Genomic DNA, 25,986 nt, shown 5'->3' with positions numbered 1-25,986 from the left:
GGCGAACGGTCGCGGACCCGATGGCCGCTCCGGTCCATATCGGACTCTCGGTGTTGCGGCGATTGTGCCACGGCCGACCGACAAAATCCGGCCTCCGCGACCGAAACTCGGCCGAGTCGTCACCACATTCCCACCCTTTGGAGCAGGTGAAGGCGGCACCACAAGGGTTTCTGTGTATCCCCTGAGAAAAAGTACCGCCCGGTAATCGCCCTACTGGCCGCCCTGCTGCGGCCTCGCGGCACCCAGCAGGCTCGTCAGCCGGATGTCCGGGGTCACCACGTCCGGATCCGTCCTGATGTCGATCACACACGGCCGTTGCCGCACCAGCGCGCTCGCGATGATCGGTTCCAGTTCCTCGCGGTCGTCCACGGTGTACCCGGCGGCGCCGAGTCCTCGTGCCCACGACGCGAAGTCGGTGATGGGAACTGTAACCCCCGAGAGCCGTCCGTGCTTGCGCGCCTGGTGCACGGCGAGCGGGCCGTGCAGGCCGTTCTGGAACACCAGGACGGTCACCGGCACCCGGTAACGGACGGCCGTCTCGATCTCCTGCCCGGTCATCAGCGCGCCGCCGTCGCCCGCCATCGCGATCACCGTCCGGCGCGGCTCGGCGAGTTTCGCCGCGACCGCCGCGGGGACCGCGTAGCCCATGGCCGCGTTGCTCGGGCCGAGCTGGCTGCGCGGCGCGGTGAAGCACCAGTAGCGGTGCATGAACTGGGCGAAGTTGCCCGCGTCGCTGGTCACGATCGCGTCTTCGGGCGCGAGTTTGCGCACCGCACGGATGACGTCGGCGGGATGGACGCGGGTGGCGCCGCTGGTGTCGGGCGGCGTCATGAAGGTGTGCACGGCGGCGTTCGCGGCCGACGCGCGGCGTGTCCGCGGCGAGGCGACGGTGCGCAGTTCCCGCAGGAACGGCTCGACCTCGGAGTCGACCCGGAAGGTCAGGCCACCGCGCCGGGCGGGCTCGATCCCGGTGCCGACCAGTACCAGCGTCTGCGACGGCGTCGGGTAGCGGAAGGACTGCGTGGTGACCTCGTCGAGCTGCGTGCCGAGCGCGAGCACGAGGTCGGCGCGCTCCAGCGCGTCGAGCTGCCGCGCGGGGATGCCGATGCCGAGGTGGCCGGCGTAGCGCGCGTGGTTCTCGGGGAAGGCGTCCTGGCGGCGGAACGCGTTGTACACCGGGAGCGCGAGTTCGTCGGCGACGGCGATGAGCTCTTCCCGCCCGGCTCGGGCCCGGCCACCGACGATGACCACCGGATACCGGGCCTCGTCGACCAGCTGCGCGACCGCCTCGGCGGTCCGGCCGAGCGCGCCGGTGGCGGGCGGCTTCACCGCGGCGACCGGCTTGGCCGAGTCGAAGGGGACGCCCCAGAAGTCGGCGGGGACGGCGACGACGGTGGGCCCGGGCCGCCCTTCGCGGCAGCGGGTCAGCGCCTCGACCAGCAGGCCGGGGACCTCGTCCGGGGACGCCGCGCGGCCAAGCCACTTGACGAGGGGCTCGAACATCGCCGTCAGATCCGCGGTGGGCAGTTCGCTGGTCGGGCCGGGGCTGGACGGCGGGTTCTCCAGCAGGACGACCATCGGGCTCTCGTCCTGGTACGCCGTGGAGACGCCGATCGCGAGGTTCGCCGCGCTCGGGCCGCGGCCGGCGAGCAGGACGGCCGGGTGCTCGGTGAGCTTGCCTTCGGCCTCGGCCATGAAGGCCGCGCCGGAATCGTGCCTCGCCGAAACGAAGGTGATCGACCGCTCGCGTTGCAGCGCGTCGAGCAGATCCAGGAAGGACTCACCGGCCACCGCGTACACGCGGTGGATCTGCGCCTCGGTCAGGATCCGCACGGCCGTCTGGGCGACGGACGCTCCCGGTTGGTATCTAATGAGTACGAGCTTAGGCGGGCGGTGATCGGTGCCGTCAAGCGATCTTTCGATTCCGGCAACCCCGGGGCGGCAGAATGTCCGATATCGGAGCGTGTTCGAGCAAGGGAGCACGAAAACGTGACCTCAGCCACCGCTGGACGTGAAACAGTTTTCACTTACGGCGCACCGGCCTTGAAATACGGTGCCGGGTCGAGCGATGAGATCGGCTACGACCTCACCCAGTACGGCGCCCGGCGGGTGCTCGTACTGACCGACGCGGGTGTCGCCGCGACGGGCTGGCCACAACGGATCGCCGAAGGCATCGAGACCTACGGCATCGAAGCGGTCGTCTTCGACGGCGTGCACGTCGAGCCGACCGACGTCAGCATGCGGAAGGCCGTCGACTTCGCCAGAGGACAGGGCCAGTGGGACGCCTTCGTCGCCGTCGGCGGCGGATCGGCCATCGACACCGCGAAGGCGGTGAACCTGTTGACCAGCAACGACGGTGACCTGCTGGACTACGTCAACGCGCCGGTCGGCGGCGGCCGTGCGCCGAGCGCGCCGCTGAAACCGCTGGTCGCGGTGCCGACCACCACCGGGACCGGTTCGGAGAGCACCACCGTCTGCGTGCTGGACGTGTTGTCACTGCGGGTGAAGAGCGGCATCAGCCATCTCCGGCTGCGGCCGAGTCTCGCCGTCGTCGACCCGAGGTTGACGGTTTCCCAGCCGCCGGAGGTCACCGCCGCGAGCGGGATGGACATCCTTTGCCACGCCGCGGAAAGCTACACGGCCAAGCCCTACACCGAGTTCGACCGCAAACGCCCGGAGGACCGGGTTCCTTACTGTGGCGCGAATCCACTGGCCGACATGTTCGCCGAGCAGTCGTTGCGGCTGCTGTCGTGGGCGCTGCCCGCGGCCGTGCGGGACGGCTCGGACATGAAGGCGCGCGAGGCGATGGCACTCGCGGCGACCTTCGCCGGGCTCGGGTTCGGCAACGCGGGCGTGCACATCCCGCACGCCAACGCGTATCCGATCGCCGGGCAGGTCCGGGAATTCCATCCCGGCGGCTATCCGGGTGACGAGCCGATGGTGCCGCACGGGATGGCGGTGTCTTTGACCGCACCCGCGGCGTTCCGCTTCACCTTCGACGCCGCGCCGGACCGGCACCTTCGGGTGGCCCGGCTGCTCGCGCCGGACTACGAATGGCCGGGCGATCTGCAGGATCACCTGCCCGCCGTGCTGCGGCAGATCATGCAGGAGATCGGGATCCCCAACGGGATCGGCGAAGTCGGCTACTCCGAGTCCGATGTGGACTCCCTGGTTTCCGGCACGGTGAAACAACAACGACTGCTGGCGACGGCGCCGCGCGAGGCGTCCGAAGAGGACCTCGCCGGGATCCTGCGGGATTCGGTGACGCTGTGGTGAACGCCGAGTACCCGCACTGGCAGACGGTTCCGTTGCGGTGGAAGGACAACGATGTCTACGGGCACGTCAACAACGTCGTCCACTATTCGGTGATGGACACCGTGGTCAACACGTGGCTGATCGAACGCGGCGGGCTCGACATCGAAACCGGCGGGGTCATCGGGCTGTGCGTGGAATCTCAGTGCAAGTACCACGCTTCGGTGTCGTTCCCGGGAGAACTCGAGGTCGGCCTGCGGGTGGGGCATCTCGGCCGGTCGAGTGTCCGCTACGAGGTCGGGATGTACTCGAAGGAGACGGTGATCGCGGAGGGGCATTTCGTGCACGTCTTCGTCGATCGCGAGTCCCGGCGCCCGGTCGCCGTCGACGGCCTACTCAGGAGCGCGCTGGAAGAACTGCGCACTGGGCTGGGGTAACCGCGGCGACCACGCGTGCATGAGCTGGGCGTAGCGCGTGGACCGGTCCATGAGTTCGAGATGGGTGCCGAGAGCGGTTTCCTTGCCGTCCATCACCAGGACCCGGTCCGCGCGCAGCGCCGACGTCAGCCGGTGCGCGATCACCACCAGCACCCCGCCCCGCTCGGCGAACGCCCGTTCAGCGCGGGCTTCGGCGGGCGGGTCGAGGTGCGACGTCGCCTCGTCGAGGACGACGATGCCCGCGTCGCTCGCGTACACCCGCGCGAGCGCGATCAGCTGCGCCTCACCGGCGGACAGCGTCCCGTGCCCGATCTCGCCGTCGAGCCCGCCCAGCCGCTTCACCAGCGGTTCCGCGCCGACGGCCGCCACCGCCGCCCGCAGTTCGCCGTCCATCGCGGCCTGCGCGAACAGGCCGACGTTCTCCCGCACGGATCCCGCGAAGACATAGGCCTCCTGCGGGATCAGCGCGACCATCCGGTGCCGCAGCGCCGCCGGGATCTCCCGGACCGGGACCCCGCCGAGCAGCACCCGGCCCGCCCGCGGTTCGAGCATCCCGGTCAGGAGCCCGGCCAATGTCGACTTGCCGATTCCGCTCGGTCCCACCACCGCGAGCCGCTCGCCGGGCCGCAGATGCAGGTCGAGACCGCGCACCACCGGCTCCGCCGCCGCGCCCCAGCTGAAGGTCAGGTCGCGCACGTAGATCGCGGTCCCGTCCGGTTCGGCCGTGCCGTCGGCCTCCGGCTCGGCCTCCGCGGTCTCCGCCAGCCGCCGCAGCGCGACGATCAGCCGCAGCACCACGGTGCTCGCGGTCGCGGCAAGGCCCTGCAGCGCCGGCTGCATCGTCGTCGCCAGGTAGACGAGCGCGCCGAGCGCGGCCCCGGCCGTGAGCGAGCCGTCCTTGACCATGCCCGGCGCCACCAGCAACGCCAGCAGCAGCGGCACGAACGCGCCGATCGCGATCACCACCGACCGGGCCGCCCCGGACCGCGCCACCCGCACGGCCGCCTTCGCCTGTGTGTCGACGGCGTCGTAGAGCTCAAGCGCGGCAAGGGGTTCCGCGCCGCAGGCGACGACGTCGCGCATACCGGACAGCGACGCGCCGGCGACCTCGGCGGTCCGCTCGTCGGCCAGCGCGAGCGCGCGCTGACGGCGGGCCAGTGACGGCAGCAGGCAGGCGAACACGAGGACCGCGACCACCACCGGGATCGCGACGATCAGCGCGAGCGAACCGGCGACGGTGAACAACCCGGCCAGCGCCGCCACCGTCGTCACGATCATCCCGCGCGCCTGCACCAGGAGTCCGGCCGTGGCGTCGCGGACCACTTCGACGTGCTGGGTGATGCGGGCGACGCCGCTGGCGTCCGGCTGGTTCCGCGGTGGCGCCGGATCGCGCAGGACCCCGCGGACGACGGCGGTCACCAGCCCGTCCCGCAGCGGCTCGACGACCTTGCCGAGCTGATGCCACACCAGCCGTGAACCGAGGGCGCCGATCACCGCGACCAGGCCGAAGATCGCGAGCCAACGCAGTCCGGTGCCTGGCCGATCCGCGGCAAACCCCTCGTCAACCGCGAGTTCGACCAGGCGACCGGACAAGAACGCGGGTGCGCTCTCCAGTACGGAGCAGGCCAGCAGGACCAGCCCGCCTCTCCACTGCCCGGCCAGCGCCGAACGGTAGAGACCCCAGACGCTCACTGCGCGCCCTCGGTGAAAACTGCCTGGTAAGCCGGATCCCGCCGCAGCTCGGCGTGCGTGCCGACCGCGCGGACCCGGCCGTCTTCCAGCCACACCACCGCGTCCGCCCGCGAGGCGGTGGCCGCGCGATGCGTCACCACCACCCGCGTCCGGCCGGGCAGCGTGCGTTCGATCGCTTCCTCGACGGCGGCCTCGGTGACCGTGTCGAGGCTGGCGGTGGCGTCGTCGAGGATGAGCACCCGCGGCGCGTGCGCGATCGCGCGCGCCAGCCCGATCCGCTGCGCCTCCCCGCCGGACAGCGGCGTCTCCGAAAGCGGCGTCCGGTATCCGTTCGGCAGCCGGACGATCAGGTCGTCGACCTGCGCGGACTGACAGGCACCGCGCACGGCGGCCTCACCGGCCCACGAGCCGTACCCGACGGCGTCGCCGATGGTCGCGCCGAGCAGCGCGGGACGTTCGAAGGCGAACCCGACGACCGCGCGGAGCTCGTACGGCCGCAGCTTCTCCAGCGGACGGCCGTCGAGCACCGCCATCCCCTCGTCCGGGGTCACCAGCCCGCCGAGGACGTTGACCAGCACGGACTTCCCGGCGCCGGAGCGCCCGACGACCGCGGTGAACCGGCCACCCCGCACGAGCAGATCGATGTCCCGCAGCGCGCCTTCGACGGTGACGCCGCGCAGTTCGAGCGTGCCCCGTCCGGGGACGACGCCCAGGTCACCCGGTTCGGGGACCGGCGATTCGCGTACCGCGTTGATCCGCTCCGCGCACGACCGCGCACGGGAAAGTGTGGTGAGCAAAGGAATCTGGGTGATCAGGCCCATGCCGAGCGCGACGTAGCCGAGCGCCGCGAGAACCTGTCCGACGGACAGCCTGCCGTCCATCACGCCGAAACCGGCGGCGGCCAGCACCGCCAGTTCCGCCGCAGGCAGCAGCAGGCCCGAGCGCCACACCATCCTGGCCTGCGTCCGCCACATCCCCCGGCCGGCGAGACTCAGTTTCGGCAGTGGCCGCAGCACGCGTTCGGCCTCGCGGTCGGCGGTGCCCGACGCGGCGATCGTGCGGAGCCCGGCGACGGCGTCGATCATCCTCGCCGCCAGCTCGCCGGAGACCTCTTGATAGGTCAGGACGTCGTCGGCGGTGTTCTTCAGATGCGTGCGCGCCAGCATCAGCCCGAACGGGATGCTGGCGAGGAAGACGAGCGCGAGCCGCCAGTCCATCAGCGCGAGCAGGACGACGGCTCCGCCGGAGATCAGGGTGGTCGACCCGAGCTGGACGACGACCGAGGCGACCATTCCGGCACCGGTGCAGTCACTGGTGAGCCTGCTGATCGCGTCGCCGTCGGCGAAGGCCGAACGGGTGCCGAGCGCGAGATAGCGGTCGGTGAGTTCGCGGCGCAGCCACGCGGTCGCGTAGGCCGTCATCCGCGCGGTCAGGATCCCGCCGATCAGGCCGACCGCGATCTCGGTGACGCCGAGGGCGATCAGCCAGGAGACCTCGGGAAGGCTGGGGCGTCCGGCCACCACGGCGTCGACCGCCGCGGCCAGTGCGCCGGGCAGGAGCAGTCCCGCCGCGGTCCCGGCGAGCGCACAGAAGATCAGCGCGACCAGGCGGGGACGATCGAGCGCGGTCACCGTGACCAGCAGCCGATCGGCGGACCCCGCCATTCCACTCCTCAATCCGTGATCCCATCGAGACGAACCGGAAGGCAAAATGAAAAGCGCGGGAGCGGCGCACTTGGCCTGTGCCGCTCCCGCACCTTCAGTGATCAGCTAGCGATGTGCCGGAGATCAGTGGCAGGTCAGCAGGCTGATGGTGCTGTTGTTGCAGGAAGCGAGCAGGCTCAGGTTGCTGCCCCCGCCGCCGCCGCCGTGGCCGCCTTCGAGAACCTCGGGGGCTTCCAGGGCCTGCAGGTCGAGAACCAGTTCCATGGTGTTCCCTTTCATCGGTTACTTATTTCCGCCGGCCGTCAGTGGCCGGTGGTCCTGGGGGACAGGAAAGGCAGCACGGCCTTCCCGTCGAGGGTCGCGGCGAGGGCGAGGAGCACGCCCGCGCCGCCGGTGACGACGTCCATCGACAGCCGGAGCAGCTGGTTGCCGGGGAACGCCAGGCCGCCCTTGTACGGCATCGCGTACCAGGCCAGCCGGGAAAGATGCAGGTCGATGGTGTCGAGGACGCGCTGTTCCGGTTCGGCACCCATCGAGAGCGCGGTCATCAGCCCGCATCGGCCGAAGAAGAGACCGGGGTGGATGACGAACTCGCCACGGCAAGCTTCGCGAAGGCCGGACAGGCTCTTCAACGAGTTCGCGTCCGGGCGGTACTTCGCCAGCTCCTCGGCGACCATGAGGATCCCCGCGCCGCCGACACCCACGTAGGGCAACGTCCTGGACTCACCGTCGCGGACCTGCAAGGAGCCGTCGTCGGACTCGGCGCACTCCTCGATGTCCCGCTCCAGCGCCTGGTCGGCGAAGGACAGCCAGCCCTCTTCGCGGGTGCGCTCGAACAGCCGGACGAACAGCAGCGCCGGCCCGGACCAGCCGTTGAGCAGGCCTGCCCTGGCGAATTTGCCGGGCGGGGCGGCGGTCTCGAGCGCCTCGGCGAGGCGGACCGCGGTGGCGAGCGCCTGCCTGCCGAACTCGTTGTCCTTGCGGGCCACCGCGAAGTGCAGCTGAGTGAGCCCGATGCCGGACAGGCCGCCTTCGAGGCTGTGGTCGGTGGTCTGCTCGACCAGCGTCGCCGACGCTGCCAGCAACTTGGTCGCCTCGTCGCGGTACCCGAGCTCTTCGAGGACGTACGCGATTCCGTACGAGCCGTCGTAGAACCCCGGGCGATCCGGCGGATCGCGGCGGATCGAGTCCAGGAGCCAGCGTTCGTGATCGGGATACCGCTCCCCGCCGACGGCGTTCAGGGCGTGGAGGACACCGGCCGCGCCGTACCCGAAACAGGCTCCGCCGACGCGGAACTGCTCGATGTCGCCGGGGAAGAGCCGGTCGGTGCGCTCGGGGGTCGCGGAGGCGAGGATCCCCTCGGTGATCTGCTTGCGGACCAGTGCCCAATCGGGCTTTTCCTGGTCGAGCTCGGTCGACGCGCTGAGCGGCGGAAGGTCGCGCGGCGCGAGCTCAGCGACGATCGAGTCGGCGTAGCCCTCCGGAACGTCGAAACGCCGCTGGACGAAGTCCGCGAGCCCCCGCAGCTTCGCCGGAGCGAGTTCGAGGAGCGTGGTGAGCGGCAGGAAGATCCACAGCTTCAGCACGGCGATCGCGTAGTCGTCGATCTCGAACCCGTTCCGGTCCCGCGGGGCGCGGAACCCGGGTGCGCCGAGTGCCGGCCGTTTGCCGCTGTCGGCGTCCGTGGCCATCTCGAAGTCGATCAGCCCGATCTTGTCGTCGTCGCCGTCGACCAGGATGTTCATCGAGTGCAGATCGCCGAAGACGATCCTGCGGTCGTGCACCTCGTCGACCATCCGCGCCACGCGGTCGACCAGCGCCAAGGCTCGTTCGGTGTAGGCGACGATGTCGTCCTCGGTGCAGTCCCGCCGGGTGAGCGGGTAGTTGCGGGCGAGCCAGCTGCCGAGGGAAACGCCCGGCATGTACTCCATGGCGAGGAAGTGGTGCTCCCAAACGGTGAACCGGTCGTAGGTCGCGGGGATGCCCTGGATGCCCTTGAGCCGCTCCAGCACCTCGTGCTCCCAGCGGAGGCGGTCGACGGCGTCGATCTCGTCGCGGTCGAGGCCGGCGAACGGCCTGGCCTCCTTGAGGACCACCTCTTCGCCGTCGTCCTTGCGGTCGGCGAGGTACACGCCGCCGCCGTTCGAGAAGTGCAGTGAACTTTTCACCTGATAGGGGAAACGATCTGCGCCGCCGCCCTTGCGAGCTGCGAGATGGGGCGCGAGGAACTCCGGAATCGTCACCCAGTCGGGTACGGAGAAGGTCGGCTCGCGCTTGTCCGGGACCAGCGTTCCGTCCGGTTTGCGCACCGCCAGGACACGTTTTCCGTCGAGTTCGACCCATTGCTCGGCGAATCCGCCGTAGCGGACGTAGAGCGGCCCGGCACCATACCGGAGATCACTGAGAATGTACGCACCCGGCTCACCGTCGAGCTTCGCGGACAACTCGACGAGAACGCGCTCGAGCTCGTTGTTGTCAGCTGGATAAAGAGTCAGTAACTTGCCGCTTCCGTCACGCGGGGCATATTTGGAATTTCGGGCGAGCAGAGTGCTCCTCGAGCGAAGGTGCTTGTACGACAGATTGTGCTCAAGACAATGCTCGTGCACCTTCACGAGCACCCGCTCGGCGTTGCCCAGACCTGCGGACACGTGGATTTTCCAGCCCTGCAAAGGAAGGTTTCGAGCAAGAGGGTGCATCATGCGCCACACTCCGCGCACTCCGGTCCGCCAGCCCGACTCGGGAGCGGGCAACAGGGAGGCGAAATCGTCGGCGGCGTCCCCGGTTTCCCGCTGCTCATCGAAGAACAGGGGATCGGCGAAGCAATACGCTTCGTACCGGACGTCCATCGAGCGCCCCCTCCTTCGCACCAATCGGATGGGCCATGTGCACCATCGCGATGGGGAATATTCCACCCGCCGGACCGCAAACGGCCAATCCGCCATACCGGGGGTTCGGATGGGCTGTTCAGGGACGTGAATTCGAAACCTACCGAATGGTAGGGGTACCCAGCGTGAGATCAACAGGGATTTCAACCACCCGGTCGGTGTGTAACAGGAACGTACGTGCGACGTAATCCCTGGTCCCGGCACCGATCACAATAATGCGCGACCGAATTGGCCGAACGCCAATCAAACGCGCTTCGTGATCTATTCACCCGAGGTCTGGACCACTGGTCGCTCCGTGGTCTCCGCCACGCACCCCACCGGTCGCCCGTCGGGCGCGACCCGTCCGGAGGTACGTTGTCGCCGGTGGAGCGGGTAAGGAGGCGGGCGTGATCACAGGCTTCGCGGTGACCGTCGCGATTTGCGCGACGTTGGTCGCGGTGTGGAGTTTCGTGCAGTCCGCGCGCAGGAAACTGCCGGACAACCCGCTGCTCGCCGGCCTCGCCGTCGTCGAACTCCTCCTGGTGGTCCAGCTCGTCATCGGCGTCGTGCTGCTGATCGACGGCGGCCGCCCCGGCGGCATGGCCACCTATCTCGCCTACCTGATCGGCTCCCTGGTCGTGCTCCCGCTCGGGACGTTCTGGGCTTTGGCCGAGCGCACGCGGTCGAGCACCGCGATCCTCGGGATCGCCTGCCTCGCCATCCCGGTGATGGTGCTCCGGCTGCACGAGGTGTGGGCGGGCGCGAGTGCCTGAAGAAACCGAGGAGAACACGGTGGACACCGCTACCGACACCCGTACGGACAAGGCCTCCGGCCCGGGACGCGTCCTGGTGGCCGTCTACGCGATCTTCGCGCTGGCGGCGACGTCACGCGCCGCCGTGCAGATCAGCACCAAGTTCGGCGAGGCCCCGCTGGCCTACGCCCTGTCCGCCTTCGCGGCCGTCGTCTATCTCCTGGCCACTGTCGCCCTGGCCCGCCGCGGCGCGGGATGGTGGCGGATCGCGCTGGTCGCCTGCGGGATCGAACTGCTCGGCGTGCTGACCGTCGGTACGTTCAGTCTTTTCGACCGCGAGGCCTTCCCGCACGCGACCGTGTGGTCGGTGTACGGACAGGGCTATCTGTTCATCCCGCTGGTGCTGCCGGTGGTCGGGCTGTACTGGCTGCGGCGGACGAAGCCGTAGCTTCCTTCGTCACCTGCTCCGCTCGGCTGTCGGGACCACCCCGATCCTCACGCGACTGCCTCGCGATCGATGCCCCCAATGTGGCATTGGAGACACTCAACGTCCCCAATGCCACATTGGGGGCACCAGCCACCGAGAGCACGCGACTCGCCACTCACGATCCGTCTCCGGCCGCCTGGCTGTCGCGACCGGACCGGTCAAGTGAGGCCGTGTGGATTTTGGGTCATCTAACGTCCCGAAATCCACACAGTCCGGCGTCACAGGTCCGCTCACGAACACGCCACCTAGTCCGCACTACTCACGAGGTGGGTCACTTTTCGAAGCAGCCCTTCTCGTTGATCGGACCGAACGACGGCAGGACGAGGCCGCACAGGTAGCCGTCGATCCAGTGCCCGTTGCCCGCGACGTTGGTGAGCACGCGGATCGCCGGAGCGAACGCGGCGATGCCCTTGGCCAGCGAGTCCTGGTTGCGCTGGAGCATCGACGTCAGCCGGTCGAGTTGCTCGAGAACCGGCCCGAGTTGCCCGTCGTTGTCGGCGATGATGCCGTCGAGGGCGGTCGCGAGCCGTTTCGATCCATCGAGCAGATCCTTGATCGCCTGCTGCCGGGTGGAAATCGCGCGCAGCAGCGTGTTGCCGTCCTGGATCAGCCGTTGGGCTTCGGTGTCGCGGTCGACGAGGGTCTGCGAGACCTGCCGCGTGTTCGCCACCAGCGTCCGGAGTTGCCGGTCGCGGGAGGCGATGGTGCCGGACAGCTTCGAAATCCCGTCGAGTGCGGCGCGGACGTCGGCGGGCGTATCGGCGAAAGTGGCCGAGATGGCGTCGAAACTCTTGGCGAGCTGGTCGACGTCGATGGCGTCGACGGTTTTCGACAAATCCCGAAACGCTTCAAGGACGTCGTACGGCGCGGTGGTTCGCCGCAGCGGGATCGGGTCACCGGGATCGAGGACCGCTTCACCGCGCGGGTCGAGCGCCAAGTACTTCTGCCCCAGGACGTTCTTGATCCGGATGGACGCGCTCGTGGCGTCGCCGAGCCACGCGTCCTTCACCCGGAACGAGACGTGCACACGATCGCCTTCGAGGTCGATCTCGGACACTTTGCCGACCTTCACCCCGGCGACCCGGACGTCGTTGTCCTCGTGCAGTCCGCCCGCGTCGGAGAACTCGGCCGAATAAGTGGTGCCGCCGCCGATCACCGGCAGGGCGTCGGCGTTGAGCGCCGCCGCCATTCCGAGCGTCATCGTGGTGAGTCCCGCGAGCGCCATCTTGACCGGATCCACCGCGCCGAAGGACCTCATCGTCTCACCTCGCAGGTCACAAGCGGGAGAGCCTAGGGGCCGCCCCGCCCGATGGCCAGGCGAAACGTTGCACCGATCGGGTGGCATCGTCCGTCCATTGTGGACGGATTTACCGCCAAAGGTCGCCCGCGGTCCCCCGCGCGACATGCTCCTCGTAAACCTCGACCTTCCTGCTGATCAGCTCCAAGCAGTCGGCCAGTTCGGCGATCCGGGCGCGGACGGTGTTCTGATGCTCCCGCAGCAGGTCCAGCCGTTTTTCCTCGTTACCCGGCCCCTGCCGGACGAGCTCGGCGAACTCGCGGATCGTGGCGAGCGGCATCCCGGACGCCCGGAACTTCGTGCAGTTCAGGATCCATTCGACGTCGTGCTCGGTGTACACGCGGCGGCCGTTCGCGTCGCGTTTCACCGGGCCCGCGAGCAGCCCTTCCTTCTCGTAGAAGCGAAGCGCGTGCACGCTGAGGCCCGTCCGGTCGGTGACCTTGCCGATCGCGAGTTCCGTCACGTAGCCGACGATAGCGTTTGACCTAGAGAGCCCTCTAGCTCCTAGCGTTCGCCGCATGACCACTTCACAGCACAAGATCGGCTCCGGCTTCGGCGCCCGCAGCACCGCCGAAGAGGTCCTGCGCGGAATCGACCTCTCCGGCAGGCTGGCCATCGTCACCGGCGGATATTCGGGGCTGGGCTTGGAAACCACGCGCGCACTGGCGAACGCCGGAGCGCACGTTGTCGTCCCCGCCCGCCGTCCTGCCGACGCCGAGGCCGCCCTCGCCGGGATCTCCGGCACCGAGGTCGGCGAGCTCGACCTCGCCGACCTGACGAGTGTCGAGACCTTCGCCCGCCGGTTCCTCGGCACCGGACGTTCCGTCGATCTGCTGATCGCGAACGCCGGGATCATGGCCGCGCCGGAACGGCGGGTCGGCCCCGGCTGGGAGTCGCATTTCGCGATCAACCACCTCGGCCACTTCGCCCTGGTGAACCGGCTTTGGCCGGCGCTGACGGCGGACGGCGGCGCCCGGGTCGTCATGGTGTCCTCCGCCGGTCACCACTCGTCCCCGATGCGCTGGGACGACGTCCAGTTCGAGGGCGGCTACGACCGCTGGCTCGCCTACGGCCAGGCCAAGACCGCGAACGTGCTGTTCTCGGTGCAGCTGGACGCGATCGGCGCCGAACACGGGATCCGCGCGTTCAGTCTGCATCCGGGCGCGATCCTCACTCCCCTGCAGCGTCATCTGCGGCAGGAGGAGATGGTCGAGTTCGGCTGGATCGACGAGAACGGGGACCAGGCCGACCCGGATTTCAAGTCGCCGGAGCAGGGCGCCGCCACCCAGGTCTGGGCGGCGACGTCACCGCGCTTGGCCGGCATGGGCGGGCTCTACTGCGAGGACTGCGACGTCGCCGAGATCGCCGCCGAAGAGGGCGAGTGGGTGGGAGTGCGCCCCTTCGCGATCGACCCCGGTGAGGCCGCGCGGCTCTGGCAGGTTTCCGCCGGCCTCACCGGGGTCGGTTCCAGAACTTGATCTCGGGGTTGCCCGCCACCGGACCGTCCAGCAACGGCTGGCGTCCGCCGCGCAGGTTCTTGTCGAAGAAGGCGGAGACGTAAGCCCTGGTCAGCGCCAATCCGCGGTCGCCGCCGAGGGTGCCGGGCGGCGCGAGGCCCAGCTGCTCGCCGAGCGGGCCGACGTCGGTGAAGGACGCGTGCCCGGCCGTCGCGACACTGATCCAGCGCTTCCAGCCGGTGAGGTTCGGCCAGCTGTCCGCCCAGGTCATGTCCGGACCGGCCGGGGTGTACTCGCTTTCGCGGCCGAGCAGCAGGAACGGCCGGTCGATCCCGGACGCGGGCACCGGGGACCACAGCCTGCCGTCCATGTCTGCGCCGGCGCGGATCCGCTGGTCGGCGGCCATCGCCGTAGGCGTGCTGTAGCCGCCGATGGAGTGCCCGGCCATGCCGATCCGCGTCCGGTCGACCAGCCGGGACCACGGCGACGAAGGCCTGGTCAGCGTGTCGAGGACGAACGAGACGTCCGCGGCTCGGATCGGCGGGATCAGCGTGGACTCGGATCCGCACGCGGCGCATTCGGTGACGCGCCCGTCAGGGAAGGCCGTGCCGTGGGATTCGTAGTTGTGGCCAATCAGCGCGACCACGAAACCCTTGCTCGCCAGCTCTTCCGCCAGTCCGGTGAGCGTGGTGCGCGGTTTGCCGAATCCCGGCGACAGGACGACCAGCGCGCGCTTTCCCGGCAGGGGCGGGGCGTCGACCCGCGCGCTGGTCCGGATCGCGGAGAGCCGCGCGGGATCGACGTCGGGGACGCCGGATTCGGTCAGGAACGCCTTGGCCTCGGCCAAAGTGAGATAAGGCCGTTTCGAGCCGAGCGGCAGCAGGGCCGGGTAGAACATCGACACCATCAGCTCGCGCGGCCCCGCCGGCACCCACGGGTCCCGGCGCGCGGAGTCGATCAGGTGCAGGTCGGTGGAGCCGACCGGATGCGAGCCGGTCGGTGGCGGCAACGTCAAGGGCGCCGCAGCCGCCGAAGCCGGGCTCGCCAAGGGCACCATGGCGGCGAGGGCGACCAGTGCGACGAGAAGCCTTCTCATGAGGATTCCGTTTCTGTCGAGGATCTTCCGCCGCCAGCCTGCGACCCGGCGCCGTATTCGCGCGTCTGTCGCAGGTCGTATGCCGGGGTCTGCCGCGAGGTGGATCCGCGACGCCCGATCCGGGATTACGCTCGGCTGGTGCTGGCCATCCTCAGGAGTCACCCGAAGGCCGTGGACCTCGGGCTGACCGTACTCATCGGACTGTCCACTGTGGTCACCGCCGATGACCCCGAGGGCTTCGAGTGGTGGCTGACCTCCTTGGTGTCCTTGGCTTCTTTGCTGATCCGGCACCGCAGCCCCACGATCACGTTCGCGGCCGGGGCGACGGTCTCCCTCCTGCATCTGGCCATGGGCAACGATCTCCGCCCGGTCGACGTCGTGGCGTTGATCGGCCTCTTCTCCGTCGCGGCGTGGGGGTCGCGACGCCTTTCCCTCGCCCTGCTGGCGGCGGGCCTGCTCGTCGGCGGAGCGTGGTCGCTCCATGCCGCCGAAACGAACTCGCGGACATCGGATCCGGAACCGCCGCGGATCATCGTCATCGATCGGCTGGCACCGCCCACCGACCTCGACGACGACCGTCGCCAGGTTCAGGAATGGGGCGGGTTCGCAGGAATCGGCCTCTCGCTCGCGGTGGCTTGGCTGGCCGGGTTGAACACGCGTCAGCGCCGGATCCGGCTCTCGGTCCTGGAACAGCGGGCCGCCGATCTCGAACGCGAGCGCGACACCCAGGCCGCGCTGGCCGTCGCCGCCGAACGCGGGCGGATCAGCCGCGAACTGCACGACGTCGTCGCGCACGCGCTTTCGGTGGTGGTGCTGCAGGCCCAAGGCGCCCAGGCGGAGCTGGAGCGGCGGCCCGAGCGAGCGCGGGAGGCACTGGACGCCATCGTCGGCACCGGGCGGACCGCGTTGAGCGAGATCCGGCGGCTGCTCGGCGCGCTCGGCGAGGACACGCCGGACTGGGAGCCCCAGCCGGGCGCGGAACGCCTGCCGCGGCTGGCCGCCGACATCCGCGCCGCGGGTACGCCGGTCGAGTTCCTGGTCGAAGGGGAACCCCGGCCACTTCCGTCCACTGTGGACCTGGCGGCCTACCGGATCGCCCAGGAGGCACTGACGAACGTGCTGAAACACGCCGGTCCGGACGCGTCGGTGACTATCGTGATGCGCTACGGACCCGGCGCGCTGGACATCGAGGTGACCGATGACGGCGTCGCGGCGGAACCACCGTCCGGCACCGGGCACGGCCTCGAAGGAATGCGGGAACGAGTGAACGTACTGGGCGGCACCTTCGACGCGGGACCGCGTCCGGACCACGGCTTCGCCGTCCGCGCGAGCCTGCCGTCATGACGATCCGGGTGGTCATCGCCGACGACCAGACGCTCGTGCGCACCGGCCTGCGGATGATCCTGGACAACGCCGACGACATCGACGTCGTCGGCGAGGCGGGCGACGGCGCGGAGGCCGTCCGGATGGTGGCGGACCTCGATCCCGACGTCGTGCTCATGGACATCCGGATGCCCGAGATGGACGGCGTCGAGGCCACCACCGCGATCGCCGCGGCCCACCGTGCCCGCGTCCTGGTGCTGACCACCTTCGACCTGGACGAGTACGTCTACGCCGCGCTCCAGGCGGGGGCCAGCGGTTTCCTGCTCAAGGACGCGCTCGCACCGGACCTGATCTCCGGCGTCCGCGTCGTCGCCGCCGGAGAAGCCACGCTCGCGCCCACCGTCACCCGGCGGCTGCTCGACCGCGTGGTCACCGGCCTGCCCGCGCCGTCGCCGGACGCCCGGCTCGCTCTGCTCACCGGCCGCGAACACGAGGTGCTGGAGCAGCTGGCCCGCGGTCTGTCCAACGCCGAGATCGCCGGGCTGCTGTACCTCTCGCAGGGGACGGTGAAGACCCACGTCGGCCGCATCCTCACGAAACTCGGCCTCCGCGACCGCGTCCAGGCGGTCGTCTTCGCCTACGAGTCCGGGATGATCAGCCGCTGACCGTGGCGGGCGCGCGCCAGTGCTTGCCGCGGCGGGGCCGCCGGTGCTGCCCGCGCCGTCCGAGGTCGTCCGGGCCCTCGGAGGGGCGCGCGGCGAATTCCTCGGCCGTGATCCCCATCCGCACCAGGTACTTGATCTCGCCGCGCACCACTTCGGTGTCGCGCAGCCTGCCTTCCTCGCGGAAGCCCAGACCGCCGTGCAGCGAAAGGGACGCCAGGTTGCCGCCGTACACGCTGACCTCGCATTTACGGAAGCCGCGTTGCTCGAACATGTGCGCCAGGAGAACGGTGATGGCGTCCGTGGCGTAGCCGCAGCGCTGGTGGCGAGGGGCGATCCCGATGCCGTAGCCGAACAGGCCGGTCACCGGGTCCGCGCCGATGGTGCAGACCGAGCCGACCAGCATTCGCCCGCGCACCGTCTCGATGCCGAAGTGAATGTCGTCACCCGCCGAACCCGAACGGTGCGAGGCCCAATGGCGGTGCCCGCCACCGATCAGCGGCGTCGCCTCACGGGCCATGTCGCGGTCGAAGCCCATCAGGACCCGGCGGTCACGGAGGCCGACCTCGCGCAACCGCACCTTCCGGCCGACCTGTTCCGGCTCCGTGGCGGAGCGGCTCACCGAGTCCGGCCGCACGCGTGCTCACGAACGATCACAAGCATCCCTTGACGATATCGGTAGCCGGAACACGAGCTCCAGAGACCGTCATCCGGCCCGCGGATGACCCTGGACACACTTTTCCGCGAGCGCCCGTTGACCACCTGAAACGCCCGAAGGCCCCCACCCGGAGAGGGTAGGGGCCTTCGGTGTGAAAAAACGTCAGATGGCGACGACGCGCTGGGCCTGGGGGCCCTTCTGACCTTGGCCGATCTCGAATTCGACGCGCTGCCCCTCGTCCAGGGACTTGAAGCCGTTGCCCTGGATCTCCGAGTAGTGCACGAAAACGTCCGGTCCACCGTCGTCCTGAGCGATGAAGCCGAAGCCCTTTTCGCCGTTGAACCACTTAACGCTGCCCTGAGCCATACTTTTTACCTGCTCTTCATAGCGAGTCTGAGCCCATTCGATGCCCCGATCTCAGTAGCCATTCTCGCAGGTCTTCCCGAGCCGCACACGTCGTGTCCCGGAAAAGTTTGGTGGCGGGTCATCTTTCCGCAGGTCAGGCCAAAGATCTCGACCGAAGCCTTGACCTTGACCCAGCGTCAGGGTCAGAGGCTTCCCGCATGACGAACGACAGCGTTTCCCCGGCCCGGTTCGCGCCGCCGATCGGGGGCTTCCAGGAGCTCGACGGCCGCCGCCTCTTCTTGCACCGATCGGGTGACGGCGGACCGGCCGTCGTGTTCCTTCCGGGCGCCAGTGCGGTCGGCCTGGACTACCTCGGGGTCCAGCAGGAGGTCGCGCGGTTCACCACCGCCGTGGTCTACGACCGCGGCGGCACGGGCTACAGCGATCCCCTCCCGCTGCCGCGCACCGCCGCCGAGGTGGCCACGGAGCTCCACGAGCTGCTGCTCGCCCTGGACATCCCCGGCCCGTACGTCCTGGCGGCGCACTCCCTCGGCGGCCTCTACGCGCACGGATTCGCGCAGCTTCGCCCGCGGGAGGTGGCGGGCCTGGTCTGGCTGGACGCCCTCCATCCCGCCTGGGACGACTTCATGCCGCCCACGGCGAGCCTGGCCGAGGCCGAGCGGACGGCGCCTGATCTCGACCGGCTCGGCCGGCTGCGCCCGGTCCTCCGCGAGACGTACGCCGAGTTGCGCACCGGCTATCCGGAACACGTGCGAGAAGCCCTGGTCGAGGCCAAGGTGAGCGACGACTGGCTCCGCGCCGGCGTCACCGAACGCACCGGCCTGGTCGAACTCGCCGCCGAGCTCCGTGCCGGGCCGGACCTGCCCGACGTCCCGGTGATCGCGCTCACCGTCGTGGGCACCGACCCCGCCCAGCCGGAACAGTTGTCCCGGGAGCTGCACTCCGGCAAGACGAAAATGGACGCGGCCCTGGTGAGCAAGGTCTCCCACGGCGAGCAGCGCGTCCTCACCGACACCCTGCACCACCGGCTCTGCTTCGACCGTCCCGATGCCGTGGTCCAGGCGATCCGCGATGTCGTCGACCGCTCCTAGACTCGGCGGCGGTCACCGGCGACAGGGAGAACGGGTGCTCACGATCGGCCAGCTCGCGGCGACCGCCGGGGTGACCGTGCGTGCCGTCCGCCACTACCACCACGTCGGTCTGCTTCCCGAGCCCGGACGCGACGCCTCCGGCTACCGCCGGTACAGCGCGCAGGCGGCGGTGGACCTCATCCGGATCAGGACCCTCGCCGACGCCGGGGTGCCGCTGGCCCGGATCGACGCGCTGCTGCACGCCCGGCCCGCCGAGTTCGCCGCCGCCATCGCCGACATCGACGCCGAGTTGCGGCGCAAGATCGACCAGCTCACCGAGAACCGCCTCCGGATCGCCGAACTGGCCGTCGGCGAACGGCTCGTCCTGCCTCCCGGCGTGGTCGCCCTCCTGGACCGGATGCGCGATCTGGGGGTCAGCGAACAGCGGGTCCTGCTCGAACGCGACGCGTGGATCCTGATGCGGGCGCTGGACCCGCACGTCGTGCCGGAGCGGCTACGGGAGAAGAACGCCGCCTTCGACGACCCCGAGACGCTGCGCGTCTACCTCGCCTGCGACCAGGCGATCGGCTGGGATCCGCGCGATCCGCGTCTCGACCGGCTGATCGACGATCTGGACGCCTGGGAGATCGATCACGAGGGCGACGGCGGGCGGCCGGGCTACCTCGAGTTGGTCGTCTCCCGGATCTCCGAAGCGTCACCGGCGTGGCAGCGCGTCGTCGGTGAGCTCACTCACCGCGCCCGGCTGCGTGCCGGACGCGAAAGCGCAGGTGAGTAGCGGCCCCCTCGACGGGTTCACCCTGCGGGATCAGCTCGCCGAGGCGTCCGCCGAACAGGCCGGTCCCCTGCCCCAGCACCACGGGAGCGAGGTGGAGGTGGACTTCGTCGAGCAGCCCCGCGGCGAGCACCTGCCCTACGACGTCCGCGCCCATCACCAGGACGTCCTTGTCACCCGCGGCGGCCTTGGCACGCCGGACAGCTGCCTCCAGCCCGCCGAAGGCGAACGTGCCGCCGTTGTCGCCGAGGAGGTCTTCCCGGGTCCGGTGCGTGACCACGAAGCTCGGGACACCGGGCCACGGTGTCCCGCCCCACGGACGCAGCCCGAGGTCGAAGGTGCGGCGTCCGATGACGGTGGCCCCGACCCTCGCGTTCACCTCTTCGAAGACGCGGGCGTCGGTCTCCATCCAGTCGTGCAACCGCTCGCCGCCGTCGCCCATGGGCTCCTCGGCCCGGACGTTCGGCCCGGCGGTGAAGCCGTCCAGCGACATCGACACGTCCAGCACCACCTTGCTCATCGCAAGGCCTCCTTCGCTTCGGTGGCGCCGCCGTCCGGCGCTCTCATCCATGGGTCGGAGCCACTCCGGACGTCTCGACATCCCCACAAATGCACGTGGACAGCGAAAGGCCCGGGTACGGGTGTACCCGGGCCTTTCGGTCCGCATCGGATCCTGGCGAGCGCTACTTACGAAGCAGACCCTCCGCCGAGCCGGTCAGTTGCTGCGTCAAGCCGCCTTGGGACAGCGCGCCGAGCACGGGCAGGTCGCCGCCGATGGGGAGTGTCGAACCGCCACCCGCCAAGAGCCCGCCGACCAGCGGAAGGTCGGAGGCGGCCCGGTCGGCTCGCTGAGGGTGGCCCGGCACGGTGGACATCGCGGGCATGGGTGTCGGGCGAGGAGCCTCGTTCGTGTTCGCGACCTCCGGCGCCTCGGCGTGCAGGGCGGTCACCCGGGTGCCGGAGTCGGCGTTGAGCGGGTCCGAGGCGACGGTGCCGCTCAACGGAACGAGCGGAACCGCCAGTTCACTTTGGACGGGGATGGCCGGCTCGTCCCCCGCGAGCGCGTCCTCGACGTGCTCCACGCGAGGAAGGACCGGCAGCACAGGCAGCTGGGTCGCGCTCAGCTCGGCGCCGAGGGGCTTGTAGAGGTCCGGCTCCGGCAGGTCCTCGGCGACATCGGTGACCTTCGGCGGCAGGAGGTCCAGCAGGTCCGCGGGCACCGGGTAGACCGGTCCGGCCGGGGTCGTCGTGGGAGGCACCGCGGCCGGGACGTCGGTGACCATCGTGTCCACGGCGGGCCGCACCGAGTCCTGCGAAGCCGCCTCCAGCTGCCGCAAGGCTTCGGCCAGCCCACTCGTCACGGGAGCGGTGGCGTGCTGGTCCAGCAGGGAGGCCGACAGATCGGGGTCGACGTTCTCGGCCGCCGAGGCAATGCTCGTACCCAGCATCAGCAGACCGCCGCTGGCGAGGGTGGCCTGAAGGATGTACTTGACCCAGTTCTGCATGACAAAAACTCCTTTGAGCATGAGAGAAAGTGGTTCGTGGCCGGAATCCGGCGAAGGCGGATCCACCACGGAAAAGGGTGCAGCGAGGGAATGCCGCGAACGCGGCGAAAAAGCGGTGAGCGAAAAACGGCGCGGTCAGCCAGGTGTGACGGCGGGCCGGATCGACACGGCTCGGACAGCCTGGTGCCTGAAATCGCTGTACCCCGGCAAAAGCGGGAAATCCCGGGCTATGCGGCCGGATAGGACGGCGCCACCCTTGTGGTCGCTGCCGGACGCGGTGGCGACACTCGTCGCCGTTCCACACGTCGACATCGTCGGCCACAGCGGATTCGGTGTCGCCGCGTCGTGTCCGGAAGGCGGCGGGTACGTCACCGGGGCCGGATGATCGACGGCGGTCTCGTACCGGCACGGCGGGCCGGACGGCTCAGGAGTGTCGGCGAAGGCGGGAACCGACACGGGCACACCGCTGTCGAGCGGTGAAGCCGCGACGTTTCCCCGCACGATCTCGGACGGCTGCCGCAGGATGACGATGTCGAACGGCGTTCCCGTCACTTGTTCGGTTGTCGCCGTTACGACGCCCATCGCGGGCTTCAGTGTTTCGACGAGATAGTCCGACGGACCGGCGACGCGGTCGACAACGGCGTTGACGCTGTCCGTGGTTTCCTGCGTGACGGGGGAAGCCTGCTCTTCGATCCATGACCGCGCCTGGTCGATTTCGCCGACGGCCGTCTGGAGTTCCGTCGGCACATCGATGGCGGCGGTATCGGCACTCGCGGTGGCCTCGCCGGCGAGCCAGGCCGCGACGACGCCGCCGAGTACGGCGAGCGTGCGAGTCACGAAACGACCGGCGCGCACGGCGTCGATCGTCTGGCTTCCCACGTCCGTCACAGCGATTTGCTCCGATTACTCGTCGAGTCCGGGTCACGGTCGGCATCTGCGATTCAGTGCCGTGATCAAGTGAACAGACCATAACCACGCCCTTCGACGGGCAGCTCGCACCCTGGCCGAAAAAAGCGTCCCCGACGAAACAAACTTCCTGTCTTCGAGCCCTGACCTGCGGTTATTCTAATCCGGTCAGCGCGATTCCCCGGTCAATACGCATAATGCGGATACACCCGAATTGACCACCGCGAGACGGATAAAGCGAGGTCCTCGCGTAACACGATCGCGCGAACAGTTTTCCTCGAACTCAGAGTTCGCCTGCCCGCTCGTACAAGTTCCGCACGGGCTCGGTCAACGCGGCACCGCTCAAGTCCGTGGTCGTACCGTCCTCGATCATCGTCCCCCGGCTGGTGACGCTGAAGATCGTCCCCTTGCCGGTGGCGGGATCGAAATTCCGCAGCCACGGGCCGCCGCTGGAACCGCCCGCCAGATCGCAATCCGTGTTCCACGTCGTGTTGACCGAGTCGACCTCGCGCTCGGCGGGGCGCACGCAGGAGAACAACGCCTCACCGGCAGCGGCTTGGGAGACGGGGTAGCCGAGCATGGTCGTGTCCACAGTGGACGGTAGCTCCCCGAACGAGATGTCCTGAGTGCCCGCGACATCGGCGACGTGGTGACCGCCGACCGGATCCAGCGCGATCACCGCGTCGTCGTCCGTCCCGCTCATCGGCCCCGGGTAAGTGCCCGACCAGGCGAACGCCCGGGCCGCGAACACCCCGTGCGGCGCCGCGCCGCGGTCGTAACCCGGCACGAACACGACGTTGACGATCTTGATCGGGTTGTCGTACCGGTCCAGCCCGCCGTTCACGCAATGCCCGGCGGTGAACGCCACATCCTTGCTGGAACTGGGAACCACCGTCGCCGTGCAGGATCCGTCGACACCGGGCTCGGCGGTGAAGAACAGCCGCCCGACCCCCGGCGGCACCGGCCCCTCCCACACGCGGCCGATCTTCTCGGCGGGCGGCAGCCACTCCTCGCCCACCCACTGACGCATCCGCTCGGGCGTCCAATGAGCCAGTGCGGCCGCCCGGTCAGCCTCGCTCACCACGGTCACCACCCGCTCGTCGGCCGCGGACGCCGGAGCGGCCACGACCACCAGTGCGGCACTGAACGCCGCCGACAGGGCGACGACTCGGCGGGATACGCGCTTCAGGTCCATGATCAAAAGACGCTCCGCTGGCGGAGAGGTTGTTCTGGGTCAGAGCCGGTCGTGTCCGCTAGCCCCTGGCGTGTCCGCACATGGATAGCGCGGCTCTCGTCGGTCAACGAGGCCCTGGTCGACAGCGGCCAATGCCTGCATACGTCCCTTGGAGGGTTGCCGCATCAAAGCCCCTTTCACGAAGACCAAGCCGGTGCCCTGGCCCTGGCGAGTTCCGTACCGCGGAGTCGATCGGTTTACCCCACGTTCGGCCGGACACCCACGTCGTCGACCGCATGGTTCACAGACAAGAACATCCCCGCTGATCAGCGGGGATGTCGAGGTGGTGGGCCGCCTGGGGCTCGAACCCAGAACCTACGGATTAAAAGTCCGCAGCTCTACCAATTGAGCTAACGGCCCGTGCCGACGAGTCTAGTAGATCGCCGCCGACCACCAGGATGGCGGGGCCGCCGCCGGAGCGCCACGGAATTGTCGGGGGTGTCTGCCATGGTCGGGGCCATGGACACGATCCCCGAGGAGAACTACTCCCCCAAGTGGTCCGGCGACCGGCCGGAGGCGCCGCGGCTGGCGGACGAGCGCGAGATCTTGACGTCCACGCTCGATTGGCATCGTCGCACCTTCGAGCTGAAGTGCCAGGGTCTGACGCCGGAGCAGATGGCCATGCGGCCGGTGGAGCCGTCGACGATGTCGCTGCACGGGCTGCTCAGGCACCTCACGGGGGTCGAGCGCTGGTGGTTCCGCATCCAGTTCGCGGGCGAGGACGTCCCGATGCTCTATTACTCCGACGAGCGGCCGGAGCAGGACTTCGAGGACACCGACGGCGACGTCGAGGCGGCTTGGGCGGCGTGGCATGAGGAGTGTGAGCGCTCGCGGGCGATCGTCGCGAAGGCGACGCTCGACGACACGGGCAGGACTCATGGCAGCGGTGAGCCGTTCTCGCTGCGGTGGCTGCTGACCCACCACATCGCCGAGTACGCGCGCCACGATGGCCACGCCGATCTGCTGCGCGAGCGCATCGACGGGAGGACCGGCCACTGACACAAGACAGTGCGATGCTGGGCCGATGAACGCCGATCCCGATTCCGGCCTCCTCTCCCCGGTCCGCGCCGGCACGCCCGCCGAGGCGGCGACGGGTGATCTCGCCTGGCTGCGGGCCTTGCTCGACACGGAGGCCGCGCTCGCCAGGGCGCAGGCCAGTACCGGGCTGATCCCGCGGGCGGCGGCCGACGCGATCACCGAGGCGGCCGCGTCGGCCGAGATCGACGTGGTCGCGCTGGCGAGGGCGGCGCGTGAGACGGCGAACCCGGTCGTGGGGCTGATCAAGGAGCTGACCGAGGCGGCCGGGACGGAGTACGTCCATCGCGGCTCCACCAGCCAGGACATCTTCGACACCGCGATGATGCTGGTCGCCGCGCGGACGAGGGTCCTCCTCACTGCCGACCTCGAGGCGACGGCGGACGCGCTGGCGGGCCTCGCCTGCGCGCATCGCGACACGACCATGGCCGGGCGCACCCTCACCGCCCACGCAGTCCCGACGACGTTTGGGCTCAAGGCGGCGGGCTGGCGTCAGCTGACGCTCGACGCGCTCGACAGGCTGAATCGCGTCGTCCTGCCGGTCTCGCTCGGTGGCGCGGCCGGGACGCGAGCCGCGTACGCCGAGTACGCGCGCCTCGCCGGGCTGCCCGACGGGTATCCACAGCGGCTTCAGACGGCTTTCGCCGAAGAGACCGGTCTCGCCGAGACCACGCTCCCCTGGCACACCCTCCGCACCCCGACGGCGGACCTCTCGGCCGCCCTCGCGTTCACCGCCGCCGCACTCGGCAAGATCGCGATCGACGTCCAGTTCCTGACGCGCACCGAGGTCGGTGAGGTCACCGAACCCGCGGGCGCGGGTCGTGGCGGTTCTTCGGCGATGCCGCACAAGCGCAATCCGGTGCTGGCGACGCTGATCCGTTCCGCCGCCCTGCAGGTCCCGGTGCTGGCCACGGGCGTCACCCAGGCCCTGATGTCCGAGGACGAGCGGTCCGCGGGCGCGTGGCACGCCGAGTGGCAGCTGTTGCGCGAATGCCTGCGCCTGACCGGCGGCGCCGCGCACACCGCTGCGGAGCTCGCGCGCGGCCTGGTCGTCAACGACGAGCGCCTGCGCGAGAACCTCGGCCTCACGCATGGCCAGATCGTCTCCGAGCGGCTCTCGACCGTGCTCGCCCCGCTGCTGGGCAAGGCGCGGGCCAAGGAGATCCTCGGGCGCGCGTCCGGACTCGCTCTGGAGCAGGGCCGGGCTCTCGGGGAGGTTCTTTCCGACCTGCCAGAGGTAACCGGAGTCCTCCCCGCCGAATCCCTCGCCGACCTGCTGGATCCCGCGAACTACACCGGCTCGGCCGGGGTGCTCACCGACGCCGCGCTGGAGACCCGGGAAGAAAATCCGGGAACTCCTTGAACCGGTCCCGCACAGGGCCCGTGTAGGGGGTACAAGCTCACCGCGCCAAGCCGCGGAACCCCTACGAACAAGG

25 protein-coding genes and 1 tRNA gene are annotated in these 25,986 nt (G+C 69.6%); 11 read left to right on the top strand and 15 right to left on the bottom strand.

Annotation, left to right across the window (positions count from 1 at the left end; genetic code table 11):
* Positions 1–210: 210 nt before the first annotated feature.
* On the bottom strand, positions 211–1,872 hold the full coding sequence (locus ACLJPX_RS22965; protein WP_410601930.1) for a thiamine pyrophosphate-binding protein: 1,662 nt from the start codon (positions 1,870–1,872) through the stop codon (positions 211–213).
* 117 nt (positions 1,873–1,989) lie between these two features.
* On the opposite strand from ACLJPX_RS22965, the gene ACLJPX_RS22960 reads away from it, so the two are divergent.
* Both ACLJPX_RS22960 and ACLJPX_RS22955 read left to right on the top strand, forming a co-directional pair.
* Positions 1,990–3,276, top strand: a complete 1,287-nt coding sequence (locus ACLJPX_RS22960) for a hydroxyacid-oxoacid transhydrogenase (RefSeq protein WP_410601870.1) — start codon at positions 1,990–1,992, stop codon at positions 3,274–3,276.
* Entirely contained in the window at positions 3,270–3,689 is a 420-nt protein-coding gene (locus ACLJPX_RS22955) for an acyl-CoA thioesterase (protein ID WP_410601869.1), read from the top strand. The genes ACLJPX_RS22960 and ACLJPX_RS22955 overlap by 7 nt, the downstream gene beginning before the upstream one ends.
* Here ACLJPX_RS22955 and ACLJPX_RS22950 read toward each other — a convergent pair.
* From ACLJPX_RS22950 to lanKC, 4 genes are all read right to left on the bottom strand, one after another.
* A complete protein-coding gene (locus ACLJPX_RS22950; protein ID WP_410601867.1) occupies positions 3,645–5,381 on the bottom strand; it encodes an ABC transporter ATP-binding protein in 1,737 nt (578 codons plus the stop codon). The genes ACLJPX_RS22955 and ACLJPX_RS22950 overlap by 45 nt on opposite strands.
* Positions 5,378–7,045: an ABC transporter ATP-binding protein gene (locus tag ACLJPX_RS22945; RefSeq protein ID WP_410601865.1), complete on the bottom strand. Its 1,668-nt coding sequence runs from the start codon at positions 7,043–7,045 to the stop codon at positions 5,378–5,380. The genes ACLJPX_RS22950 and ACLJPX_RS22945 overlap by 4 nt, the downstream gene beginning before the upstream one ends.
* A gap of 123 nt (positions 7,046–7,168) precedes the next feature.
* Positions 7,169–7,309 carry a SapB/AmfS family lanthipeptide gene (locus tag ACLJPX_RS22940; protein ID WP_101613675.1) on the bottom strand — a complete coding sequence of 47 codons (141 nt, stop codon included), beginning with the start codon at positions 7,307–7,309 and terminating at the stop codon, positions 7,169–7,171.
* A 38-nt stretch (positions 7,310–7,347) separates the two neighbouring features.
* Positions 7,348–9,891, bottom strand: coding sequence for a class III lanthionine synthetase LanKC (gene lanKC / locus ACLJPX_RS22935; RefSeq protein WP_410601863.1), 2,544 nt, complete (start codon positions 9,889–9,891; stop codon positions 7,348–7,350).
* A 425-nt stretch (positions 9,892–10,316) separates the two neighbouring features.
* Between lanKC and ACLJPX_RS22930 the strand changes: the two genes are divergently transcribed.
* Both ACLJPX_RS22930 and ACLJPX_RS22925 read left to right on the top strand, forming a co-directional pair.
* Positions 10,317–10,682: a hypothetical protein gene (locus ACLJPX_RS22930; RefSeq protein WP_410601862.1), complete on the top strand. Its 366-nt coding sequence runs from the start codon at positions 10,317–10,319 to the stop codon at positions 10,680–10,682.
* Positions 10,675–11,109 carry a hypothetical protein gene (locus ACLJPX_RS22925; RefSeq protein WP_410601860.1) on the top strand — a complete coding sequence of 145 codons (435 nt, stop codon included), beginning with the start codon at positions 10,675–10,677 and terminating at the stop codon, positions 11,107–11,109. Before ACLJPX_RS22930 ends, ACLJPX_RS22925 begins: the two co-directional genes overlap by 8 nt.
* A gap of 310 nt (positions 11,110–11,419) precedes the next feature.
* Here the strand turns inward: ACLJPX_RS22925 and ACLJPX_RS22920 are convergent, their stop codons facing one another.
* Both ACLJPX_RS22920 and ACLJPX_RS22915 read right to left on the bottom strand, forming a co-directional pair.
* A complete protein-coding gene (locus ACLJPX_RS22920; RefSeq protein ID WP_410601859.1) occupies positions 11,420–12,406 on the bottom strand; it encodes an MCE family protein in 987 nt (328 codons plus the stop codon).
* Positions 12,407–12,515: 109 nt separating this feature from the next.
* Positions 12,516–12,908, bottom strand: coding sequence for a MerR family transcriptional regulator (locus tag ACLJPX_RS22915; RefSeq protein ID WP_410601858.1), 393 nt, complete (start codon positions 12,906–12,908; stop codon positions 12,516–12,518).
* A 55-nt stretch (positions 12,909–12,963) separates the two neighbouring features.
* On the opposite strand from ACLJPX_RS22915, the gene ACLJPX_RS22910 reads away from it, so the two are divergent.
* Positions 12,964–13,923 carry an SDR family NAD(P)-dependent oxidoreductase gene (locus ACLJPX_RS22910; protein ID WP_410601857.1) on the top strand — a complete coding sequence of 320 codons (960 nt, stop codon included), beginning with the start codon at positions 12,964–12,966 and terminating at the stop codon, positions 13,921–13,923.
* Here ACLJPX_RS22910 and ACLJPX_RS22905 read toward each other — a convergent pair.
* Positions 13,898–14,998, bottom strand: a complete 1,101-nt coding sequence (locus tag ACLJPX_RS22905) for an alpha/beta hydrolase family protein (RefSeq protein WP_410601856.1) — start codon at positions 14,996–14,998, stop codon at positions 13,898–13,900. The two genes, ACLJPX_RS22910 and ACLJPX_RS22905, sit on opposite strands and share 26 nt — an antisense overlap.
* Before the next feature lie 138 nt (positions 14,999–15,136).
* On the opposite strand from ACLJPX_RS22905, the gene ACLJPX_RS22900 reads away from it, so the two are divergent.
* Both ACLJPX_RS22900 and ACLJPX_RS22895 read left to right on the top strand, forming a co-directional pair.
* Positions 15,137–16,342 (top strand): sensor histidine kinase, encoded by a 1,206-nt coding sequence (locus ACLJPX_RS22900; protein WP_410601855.1) that lies wholly within the window; start codon positions 15,137–15,139, stop codon positions 16,340–16,342.
* Positions 16,339–16,986 (top strand): response regulator, encoded by a 648-nt coding sequence (locus ACLJPX_RS22895; protein ID WP_410601854.1) that lies wholly within the window; start codon positions 16,339–16,341, stop codon positions 16,984–16,986. The genes ACLJPX_RS22900 and ACLJPX_RS22895 overlap by 4 nt, the downstream gene beginning before the upstream one ends.
* Here the strand turns inward: ACLJPX_RS22895 and ACLJPX_RS22890 are convergent.
* Together ACLJPX_RS22890 and ACLJPX_RS22885 are read right to left on the bottom strand one after the other, a co-directional pair.
* Positions 16,976–17,620 (bottom strand): GNAT family N-acetyltransferase, encoded by a 645-nt coding sequence (locus ACLJPX_RS22890; RefSeq protein WP_410601853.1) that lies wholly within the window; start codon positions 17,618–17,620, stop codon positions 16,976–16,978. The genes ACLJPX_RS22895 and ACLJPX_RS22890 overlap by 11 nt on opposite strands.
* 183 nt (positions 17,621–17,803) lie before the next feature.
* Positions 17,804–18,007 (bottom strand): cold-shock protein, encoded by a 204-nt coding sequence (locus ACLJPX_RS22885; RefSeq protein ID WP_037319102.1) that lies wholly within the window; start codon positions 18,005–18,007, stop codon positions 17,804–17,806.
* A 197-nt stretch (positions 18,008–18,204) separates the two neighbouring features.
* On the opposite strand from ACLJPX_RS22885, the gene ACLJPX_RS22880 reads away from it, so the two are divergent.
* The gene (locus ACLJPX_RS22880; protein ID WP_410601852.1) at positions 18,205–19,098 is read left to right on the top strand and encodes an alpha/beta fold hydrolase; all 894 of its coding nucleotides are present in this window, start codon (positions 18,205–18,207) and stop codon (positions 19,096–19,098) included.
* Between the two features lie 34 nt (positions 19,099–19,132).
* Positions 19,133–19,873 carry a MerR family transcriptional regulator gene (locus ACLJPX_RS22875; RefSeq protein WP_410601851.1) on the top strand — a complete coding sequence of 247 codons (741 nt, stop codon included), beginning with the start codon at positions 19,133–19,135 and terminating at the stop codon, positions 19,871–19,873.
* Here the strand turns inward: ACLJPX_RS22875 and ACLJPX_RS22870 are convergent.
* The 5 genes from ACLJPX_RS22870 to ACLJPX_RS22850 form a co-directional block, all read right to left on the bottom strand.
* On the bottom strand, positions 19,824–20,390 hold the full coding sequence (locus tag ACLJPX_RS22870) for a dihydrofolate reductase family protein (protein ID WP_410601850.1): 567 nt from the start codon (positions 20,388–20,390) through the stop codon (positions 19,824–19,826). The genes ACLJPX_RS22875 and ACLJPX_RS22870 overlap by 50 nt on opposite strands.
* Before the next feature lie 163 nt (positions 20,391–20,553).
* Entirely contained in the window at positions 20,554–21,375 is an 822-nt protein-coding gene (locus ACLJPX_RS22865; RefSeq protein ID WP_410601849.1) for a hypothetical protein, read from the bottom strand.
* A 135-nt stretch (positions 21,376–21,510) separates the two neighbouring features.
* Entirely contained in the window at positions 21,511–22,263 is a 753-nt protein-coding gene (locus tag ACLJPX_RS22860) for a hypothetical protein (RefSeq protein ID WP_410601848.1), read from the bottom strand.
* A 301-nt stretch (positions 22,264–22,564) separates the two neighbouring features.
* Positions 22,565–23,476, bottom strand: a complete 912-nt coding sequence (locus ACLJPX_RS22855) for a trypsin-like serine peptidase (protein ID WP_410601847.1) — start codon at positions 23,474–23,476, stop codon at positions 22,565–22,567.
* A gap of 323 nt (positions 23,477–23,799) precedes the next feature.
* Positions 23,800–23,875 (bottom strand) — tRNA-Lys (locus tag ACLJPX_RS22850).
* Positions 23,876–23,974: 99 nt separating this feature from the next.
* Here ACLJPX_RS22850 and ACLJPX_RS22845 point away from each other — a divergent pair.
* Positions 23,975–24,514: a DinB family protein gene (locus tag ACLJPX_RS22845; protein ID WP_410601846.1), complete on the top strand. Its 540-nt coding sequence runs from the start codon at positions 23,975–23,977 to the stop codon at positions 24,512–24,514.
* A gap of 25 nt (positions 24,515–24,539) precedes the next feature.
* Entirely contained in the window at positions 24,540–25,913 is a 1,374-nt protein-coding gene (locus tag ACLJPX_RS22840) for an adenylosuccinate lyase family protein (RefSeq protein WP_410601845.1), read from the top strand.
* Positions 25,914–25,986 lie beyond the last annotated feature (73 nt).

Origin of the sequence: Amycolatopsis sp. lyj-90 (assembly GCF_046549035.1) — a bacterium.
Lineage (GTDB): Bacteria > Actinomycetota > Actinomycetes > Mycobacteriales > Pseudonocardiaceae > Amycolatopsis.
Note: the sequence above shows the minus strand (reverse complement) of the source record. Positions and strands in the feature narration are given on the sequence as shown.